The sequence below is a fragment of the Jatrophihabitans sp. genome (genome assembly GCF_035474675.1).
In the GTDB taxonomy this organism is placed as follows: domain Bacteria; phylum Actinomycetota; class Actinomycetes; order Mycobacteriales; family Jatrophihabitantaceae; genus Jatrophihabitans_A.
In genome coordinates, this window is record NZ_DATINC010000147.1 from 25,596 (window position 1) to 33,047 (window position 7,452).

Annotated in this window: 10 protein-coding genes; 8 read left to right on the forward strand and 2 right to left on the reverse strand. The window is 71.1% G+C overall.

Features of this window, described 5'->3' with window-relative positions; all coding sequences use genetic code 11:
• Position 1 precedes the first annotated feature (1 nt).
• The 4 genes from VLJ82_RS17330 (at position 2) to VLJ82_RS17345 (ending at position 2,296) form a co-directional block, all read left to right on the forward strand.
• On the forward strand, positions 2-427 hold the full coding sequence (locus VLJ82_RS17330; protein WP_408664616.1) for a TadE/TadG family type IV pilus assembly protein: 426 nt from the start codon (positions 2-4) through the stop codon (positions 425-427).
• Positions 424-909, forward strand: a complete 486-nt coding sequence (locus VLJ82_RS17335; protein WP_408664617.1) for a TadE/TadG family type IV pilus assembly protein — start codon at positions 424-426, stop codon at positions 907-909. The genes VLJ82_RS17330 and VLJ82_RS17335 overlap by 4 nt, the downstream gene beginning before the upstream one ends.
• 36 nt (positions 910-945) lie before the next feature.
• Positions 946-1,404 (forward strand): pilus assembly protein TadG-related protein, encoded by a 459-nt coding sequence (locus VLJ82_RS17340; RefSeq protein ID WP_408664618.1) that lies wholly within the window; start codon positions 946-948, stop codon positions 1,402-1,404.
• A gap of 142 nt (positions 1,405-1,546) precedes the next feature.
• Positions 1,547-2,296 carry a GAF domain-containing protein gene (locus VLJ82_RS17345; protein WP_408664619.1) on the forward strand — a complete coding sequence of 250 codons (750 nt, stop codon included), beginning with the start codon at positions 1,547-1,549 and terminating at the stop codon, positions 2,294-2,296.
• A gap of 10 nt (positions 2,297-2,306) precedes the next feature.
• Here VLJ82_RS17345 and VLJ82_RS17350 read toward each other — a convergent pair whose 3' ends face one another.
• Positions 2,307-2,597, reverse strand: a complete 291-nt coding sequence (locus VLJ82_RS17350) for a hypothetical protein (protein ID WP_408664620.1) — start codon at positions 2,595-2,597, stop codon at positions 2,307-2,309.
• Between the two features lie 274 nt (positions 2,598-2,871).
• Between VLJ82_RS17350 and VLJ82_RS17355 the strand changes: the two genes are divergently transcribed.
• From VLJ82_RS17355 to VLJ82_RS17365, 3 genes are all read left to right on the forward strand, one after another.
• Complete coding sequence (locus VLJ82_RS17355; RefSeq protein WP_408664625.1) at positions 2,872-4,029, forward strand: cation diffusion facilitator family transporter; 1,158 nt, start codon at positions 2,872-2,874, stop codon at positions 4,027-4,029.
• A 1-nt stretch (position 4,030) separates the two neighbouring features.
• Entirely contained in the window at positions 4,031-5,146 is a 1,116-nt protein-coding gene (gene prfB / locus VLJ82_RS17360; RefSeq protein ID WP_408664626.1) for a peptide chain release factor 2, read from the forward strand.
• Between the two features lie 143 nt (positions 5,147-5,289).
• Entirely contained in the window at positions 5,290-5,706 is a 417-nt protein-coding gene (locus VLJ82_RS17365; protein WP_408664621.1) for a hypothetical protein, read from the forward strand.
• Positions 5,707-5,760: 54 nt separating this feature from the next.
• Here the strand turns inward: VLJ82_RS17365 and VLJ82_RS17370 are convergent, their stop codons facing one another.
• The gene (locus tag VLJ82_RS17370; RefSeq protein ID WP_408664622.1) at positions 5,761-6,663 is read right to left on the reverse strand and encodes a trypsin-like serine protease; all 903 of its coding nucleotides are present in this window, start codon (positions 6,661-6,663) and stop codon (positions 5,761-5,763) included.
• A 207-nt stretch (positions 6,664-6,870) separates the two neighbouring features.
• Between VLJ82_RS17370 and VLJ82_RS17375 the strand changes: the two genes are divergently transcribed.
• Positions 6,871-7,452 (forward strand): cell division ATP-binding protein FtsE (locus tag VLJ82_RS17375; RefSeq protein ID WP_408664623.1); only part of this gene is annotated, 582 nt, incomplete at its 3' end.

A 7,452-nucleotide genomic window follows, 5' to 3' on the forward strand; every position in this document is an offset into this window, starting at 1 on the left:
CGTGCCGGTTCGTCGGACCGTTCGCCGTACTTCCCGGCTGGCCGGGGACCGGGGCTCCGCGGTCGTCGACTTCTGCCTGATGTCGATCCTGCTGGTGATGCTGCTGCTCGCCGTGCTGCAGGTGGCCGCGTTGTTCTACGTCCGCTCGGTGGCGGCCTCGGCGGCAGCGGACGGGGCGCGGTACGCCGCCAATGCCGGAGTGGCCCCGCAGGCCGGCGCACAACGCGCTACCGCCTTGCTGGCCCAGGCCCTCGGGGCCGGCATGGCACGCCGGTTGCCGTGCGAGGGCGGCCTGGTCGCCGACGCTGCCACTGGCCTGGCCACCGCCGAGGTGCGCTGCCGGGGAACCATTCGGTCGGTGCTGCTGCCGCTCGGCGCGCTGGTGCGGGTCGAGGTCAGCGGCCGGTCGCTGAAGGACGACCCGTGAGAACGCCCTTCAGTCGCCGAGGCATGCCGTGCCGGCGCGGCGGTGAGCAGGGCAGCGCGATCGTCGAGTTCGTCTTCGTGGCGGTGCTGGTGTTCGTGCCGCTGATCTATTTGGTCGTGGCCGTCGCGGTGGTGCAGCGCGGCCGGCTGGCCACCACCAACGCCGCCCGGGACGTCGGGCGGGCGATCGCCACCTCGACCACGGCCGGGCAGGCGGAGGCGCGGGCACAGGCGGCGCTGCGGGCCGCCCTGCACGGCCAGGGCCTGACGCCGGCCGAGGTGGAGGTGCGCTACGTCGACGCGGGATCGGACTGTCGTGCGGCGGCAACGGTGCCGTCGCTGGCCCCGGCGTCGGTGTTCGCGGTATGCGTGATCAGACACCAGCCGTTGCCGGCCGTCCCCAGCGTGCTGGCCGGCCGGGGCATCACGCTCATCGGACGGTATGTCGTGCACGTCGACGACTTCCGGATCATCGCGCGATGAACCGGAGGCCCGCGCGATGAACCGGAGGCCCGCGCGATGAAACGGAAACGCCTTCTGCTGAAACGCCTTCTGGCACCAGTATCGGACGACCGCGGTTCCACTATCCCGCTGATCCTCGGCTTCTTCCTGATCGGGCTGCTGGTGGTGGCCGGTGCGGTGCTGGCCAGCGACGCCTTCACCCGCCAGCGCGACCTGCAGAGCATCTGCGACGGCGCGGCGGTGGCCGGCGCGAACGCCATCGACGGCCCGGCGGCCCGCACCCGGCAACTGTCGGCCACCCTGCCGCTGGCCGCCGTGCAGGCAGCGGTGCAGCGCTACCTGGCCGAAGACGCCGGCCGCGGCGAAGTCCGGATCGAGGCCGCCCTGTCCGCCGACGGCAGCACGGTGCTCGCCGACTGCCACGTCCACACCCGGCCGGTGTTCGCAGGCCTCATCGGCCACCCGGACGGCCTCGACCAGCACGCCCGCTCCCAGGCCCAAGGGGTCGTGCAGTAACGGCTCCGGCAGCCGAACAGCGGCATCGCTCCGCAGCCATTCCTGGACACCCATCCTGCAGCCAGATAGCCTGGTAAACGCTTTCAACTCCGACAGCGGGTGCTGGCTCTCTGAACGAGCCCCAACCCCGAACGGACCCGAAATGCCCTTCACCGACATCGACAGCTTCACCGAACTCGCCCGCGAACTCGCTACTCAACCGACCTTGGCCGACACCCTGCAGGCCATCGTCGAGCGTGCGGTGGCCACCGTGCCGGGAGCCGAGGACGCCGGTATCACCGTCAAGCGCGGCGAGCAGCGCTACCAGACCGTCGCCGCCACCGGTGAGCTGCCCCGCCAGGTGGACGCAATCCAGTACCAGGCACTGGAGGGCCCGTGCCTGCAGGCCCTCGAGGAACACCATGTGTCCCGCTCCGACGACCTGCGCAGCGAGGCCCGCTGGCCCGCCTTCACCCGCGAGGTCACTGCCACCACTGACGTCGTCAGCATGATGTCGCACCGGCTGTTCCTGGAGGACTCCGACACCATCGGCGCGCTGAACCTGTACTCCCGCAGGCCCGCGGCCTTCGCCCAACTGGACGGGACCGCCCTCAACCATCTCGCCACCCACTGCTCGATCGCGCTGACCACGGCCGCTCAGCGCGAGCAGAACCAGCACCTGCGCAACGCCCTGGAAACCAATCGCGACATCGGCGTGGCGATCGGCATCCTGATGGCGACCAGGCTGGTGACCAAGCAGCAGGCGTTCGACGCGCTGCGCATCACCAGCCAGCACACCCACCGCAAGCTGCACCTGATCGCCCTGGACGTCATCGAGACCGGCGAGCTGCCCCGGTTGCGTGCCGCGCCCGCCCGTTCCCAGCCGGCGCCGTCTCAGTCGGGCGCTCAATAGTCCCGCGCGCTCAGTAGTCCCGCGCGCCCGCCATCGACTCGACCCACTCCTGCCCGCACAGGATCGACACCTCGCGGCCGGTGTTCGGATCGTTGATGCGGACCACCACGGTGCACCGGCGGACGAACAGCTGGTCGGCCGGCCACTCGGTGGGCTGGCCGTTGAGCTCGAGCTTGCGCGCATCCCGCCGGACCCGAAAGGTGGCCATCGGCTGGCCGGCGACCCGCATGCCCGGGCTCGGCTGCCGGTGCCCGGCCGGGCAATACTGGACCGTGCCGTAGCCAGGCAACTCAGCGCGCACCGTTCACCTCCGCGGTGACTACAGCTGAACCGGTATCGAACATATGTTCGATAATAGCCGCAGTCGGGCTCACCAGCCAGCGAATGCCCAATCCCGTACGGGCCCTGGCCAGGAGCGCTGCGGTGACTGCACGCTGTCTGCGCCACCGGCGCCCGCTCCCCGTACGGAAAGGCAACACCGCCCTGTGCGCAGAATGGAAGCTGTGAACTCCGCCAGTGGCAGCGAACCCAGCGAATCCAGCGCACCCGGCCATCCCTCCGCCCCGGCGGACACCCTGCCGGGCCGAGGCGGCAACGCGACCGCCGGGTACGCCGACGCCGCCGGGCAAGATGGCAGTGACGAGAGCACCCTGACGGTGCTGCTGGCGCTCGGCGCCAACGCCGGCATCGGCCTGCTCAAGCTGGTGGCGGGCCTGTTGACCGGCTCCGGCGCCCTGCTGTCCGAGGCCGCCCACTCGGCCGGTGACAGCTCCACCGAGTTGCTGCTGCTCACCGCGCTGCGCCGCTCGGACCGGCCGGCCGACCGGGTGCACCCGTTCGGCTACGGCAAGGAGCGCTACTTCTGGTCGCTGCTGGCCGCGGTGGCGATCTTCATCTCCGGGGCGGCGTTTTCCATCTACCAGGGCGTCACCACCATCTTCGGCGGTGCGCAGGAGCCGCACGACAAGCTGTGGATCAACTACCCGGTGCTGGCCATCGCCTTCGTCCTGGAGGGCGTCTCGTTCCGGCAGGCGGTCGGCCAGGCGAAGGGGGCCGCGGCCAGCGGCCGCCGGTCGGTCCGGTCCTACCTCCGCGACCCGGACGACCCGACCGTCATGAGCGTGGTGGTGGAGGACTCGGCGGCCCTGGTCGGCCTGGTGCTGGCCGCCGCCGGGGTGGGCCTGCACCAGTTGACCGGCTCGGAGTTCTGGGACGGGCTGGCCTCGCTGGCCATCGGCGCCCTGCTGGTGGTGGCCGCCTTCTCGCTGGCCCACACCAACAAGGGCCTGCTGATCGGCAAGCAGGCCGACGTCCGGATGATCCGCGCCGTCGAGGCCCGGCTGGAGGCGCAGCCGGAGGTGCTGGACCTGGTGGACGTGCTGACCATGATGACCGGGGTGCACCGGGTGCTGCTGTGCGCCCGGCTGGACTTCGTCGACGGCACCACCGCCGACGAGATCGAGGCCGCCTGCGTGCGCATCGACGCCGAGCTGCGGGCGGAGTTCCCGTCGCTGGACGAGATCTTCCTGCAGCCGGTGCCGCGCGGCGACCAGCGGCTGCGCGAGCGGGTGCTCAACCGGTACGGCCGGGTGCTGGCCGACGAGCCCGACCGGGCCGCAACCGCCGACCCGGCCGCGACCGCTACCTCCGAGCGCGCCGGCGAGGCCGACCCGGCCGCGACCGCCGACCCGGCTGCCGCCTCGAGGAGTACGCCCGCTCGACCGGCCCAGTAGGCTGCCTGCTGTGACCGACGTACCCGCCGAGCTGAAAGAGCTGTCGGCGACCCTGTCCAGCATCGAGGCGGTGCTCGACGTGCCGAAGCTGCGTGCCGAGGTTGCCGAGCTGGAGCGGCAGGCGTCGGACCCGGAGTTGTGGAACGACCAGGACAACGCCCAGAAGGTGACCTCGAAGCTCAGCCACACCCAGGGCCAGGTGCGCCGGGTGGAGGAGCTGCGCAGCCGGGTGGACGACGCCGAGGTGCTGTGGGAGATGGCCGAGACCGAGGCGGGCTCGGCGAGCGAGGCCTCCGAAGCTCGCGCCGAGGTGGAGGCCGAGCTCGGCAAGCTCACCAAGGCCATCGGCGAGCTCGAGGTCCAGACGCTGCTGTCGGGCAGGTACGACTCCCGCGAGGCGCTGGTCACCATCCGGTCCGAGGCCGGCGGGGTGGACGCCGCCGACTTCGCCGAGATGCTGCTGCGGATGTACCTGCGCTGGGCCGAGCGGCACAACTACCCGACCGAGGTCTACGACACCTCCTACGCCGAGGAGGCGGGGATCAAGTCCGCCACCTTCCAGGTCAAGGCGCCCTACGCCTACGGCACCCTGTCGGTGGAGCAGGGCACCCACCGGCTGGTGCGGATCAGCCCGTTCGACAACCAGGGCCGCCGGCAGACCAGCTTCGCCGGCGTCGAGGTGCTGCCGGTGGTCGAGCAGTCCGACCACGTCGAGATCCCCGAGGACGAGATCCGGGTGGACGTCTACCGCTCCTCCGGCCCCGGCGGGCAGGGCGTCAACACCACCGACTCGGCGGTGCGGATCACCCACCTGCCGACCGGGATCGTGGTCAGCTGCCAGAACGAGCGCAGCCAGATCCAGAACCGGGCCACCGCGATGGCGGTGCTGCAGGCCAAGCTGCTCGAACGCCGCCGCGAGCAGGAGAAGGCCGAGATGGACGACCTGAAGGACGCCGGCAACAGCTGGGGCAACCAGATGCGTTCCTACGTCCTGCACCCGTACCAGATGGTCAAGGACCTGCGCACCGAGCACGAGGTGGGCAACCCGTCGGCGGTGCTGGACGGCGACATCGACGACTTCATCGAGGCCGGCATCCGCTGGCGCCGCTCCGCGTAGGGCCGCCCGACCCGGCTCTGGCCGTCGATCGGTCGAGCCCCAGTTGTTAACCTTCTGTTAAGGAACCGGCTGGCAAGGTCGATGGGACTGGCAGCCGCGGCGCCCGTGCCACGGCGCTCGTCAACCGGCCAAGGAGCTCGCGCATGGGGAGCTACGTCTACGTCTTCAACCTCTACAGCGAACCGGTCACCACCCTGACGGTCGGCGGGGCTCCGGCCGGTTCCATCGCCGGCTACGCCACCGGCGCCGGCGCACCGCCGTACACCCCGGCGCGGCTGGCGGTGTCTCGGGCGAGGTACCCGACCGGCTCGGCGGCCTTCGTGCTCGGCGACAACCTGGTGCAGATCCCGTGGGACTCCTTCCGCGGCCTCACCACGGTCACCATCCCCTCGCCGGGCAGCGCACCGGTGGGCCTGGACGACCCGCTGATGCTGTTGCTCGCGGTCAACCAGGCCACCCTGCTGTCCACCCGCGGCTTCGTGCTGGCGAACTTCCCGGTCTCGCTGGGCATGGGCGCGGCCAGCCCGGCCGCCGACAGCAGGGCGGTCGAGCCGGCCTGACCCGGTGCGCCGTCCAGCGCACCGGGCCGGCCGGTCAGGGGAACTGCCGCCGGGTCAGGGCAGCTGGACGAACGGTGCCAGGAAGGTCCGCGCCGAGGAGGAGTCCGTCCGGTAGGCGACGTTGGTGGCGTAGCACGGGGTGTCCCCGGTGATGGTGACCCCGGCCAGCAGCAGGCTGCCGTTCAGCGTCACGAAGTTCGGCCCGCCGGAGTCGCCGTAGCAGGCACCGCCGTAGCCCTGGGACTCGATCATCGACAGCCGCACCCAGGACGGGTTCAGCGCGTCAAAGCCCAGCGTGGCCTTCATCCGGACGCCGCCGCCCGGATGGGTCTGCGGTCCGCCGCCGGTCAGCGCCTCCTCGGTGCCGTACCCGACCACCAGCCAGGGTGCCGCGTCCAGCTGGCTCGAACTCAGCGCCGACAGCCGGCCGGCGGTGGGCAGGGTGGCGGGGGTGAAGCTCCACCGGTCGGCCGGGGTGACCGCACGGTGCGCGAAGTCGATGACCCCGATGTCGTGCGGGTCGGACTGGGACTTGCCGTAGTTCGGGTCGGTGACGCCGGTGCCCTCCACCGCCTGGCCGTGTGCCAGGAAGTACGCGGCCTCGGCCGGGCCGGACAGCCCCAGCGCGGCGGCGGCGTCCAGCTCGCCTTGCACGTCCTGGTCCAGCGAGACGTAGAAGTGGTCCAGCGCCGGGTCGGCCGACCAGTCGGCGATGCAGTGCGAGGCGGTGAGGAAGGTGTCGCGGTCGATCATGGCGCCGGTGCAGTGCCAGTCGAACGAGTCGTCCACCCCGTTGCCGTCGCTGTCCCAGAGCACCAGCAGCGCGCCGGTCTCGGTCCGTTCCGGCGCCGGGGAGGCGTTGTAGGTGTTGATGGCGCCGGCCGGGCCGGCCAGCATCCCCGCGGTGAGGAGAGCCACCCCCGCGCAGACCAGCAAGGTACTCAGACGTCGTGCCATGTGCTCGCTCCTTCTCTTGGACGAATTCCACAACCGGCGAACCCGCTACCTGGCGAATTCGGCAAACCGGTGATTCCGCATCGGTACGAATCCGCACGGAGCCTCGCACTTCCTCCCACCCGCGGGAAGCTGTTCGGGCATTTCCACCGGCCCGGACCTGGCGCGGTGGCCCGGGGCACTTCGCGCCGGACGGTAGGATGGCCTCCCGTGATCGCGCTCCGGAACGTCACCAAGATCTATCCCGCCAGCGCCCGCCCGGCCCTGGACGGGGTATCTCTCGACATCGACAAGGGCGAGTTCGTCTTCCTGATCGGCGCGTCCGGCTCGGGCAAGTCGTCGGTGCTGCGGCTGCTGCTGCGCGAGGACGTGCCCACCAAGGGCAATGTCATCGTCAACGGCAAGGACATCGCCAAGCTCCCCGCCCGCAAGGTCCCGGAGCTGCGCCGCGGGATCGGCTGCGTCTTCCAGGACTTCCGGCTGCTGCCCCGCAAGACCGTGTTCGAGAACGTCGCCTTCGCCCTGGAGGTGATCAACAAGTCGCAGCGGGCGATCTCCCGCTCGGTGCCCGAGGTGCTGGAGATGGTGGGCCTGCAGGGCAAGGCGCACCGCTACCCGAACGAGCTCTCCGGTGGCGAGCAGCAGCGGGTCGCGATCGCCCGGGCGTTCGTCAACCGGCCGCTGGTGCTGCTGGCCGACGAGCCGACCGGAAACCTCGACCCGGACACCAGCCAGGGCATCATGGGCCTGCTGGAGCGGATCAACCGCAAGGGCACCACGGTGGTGATGGCC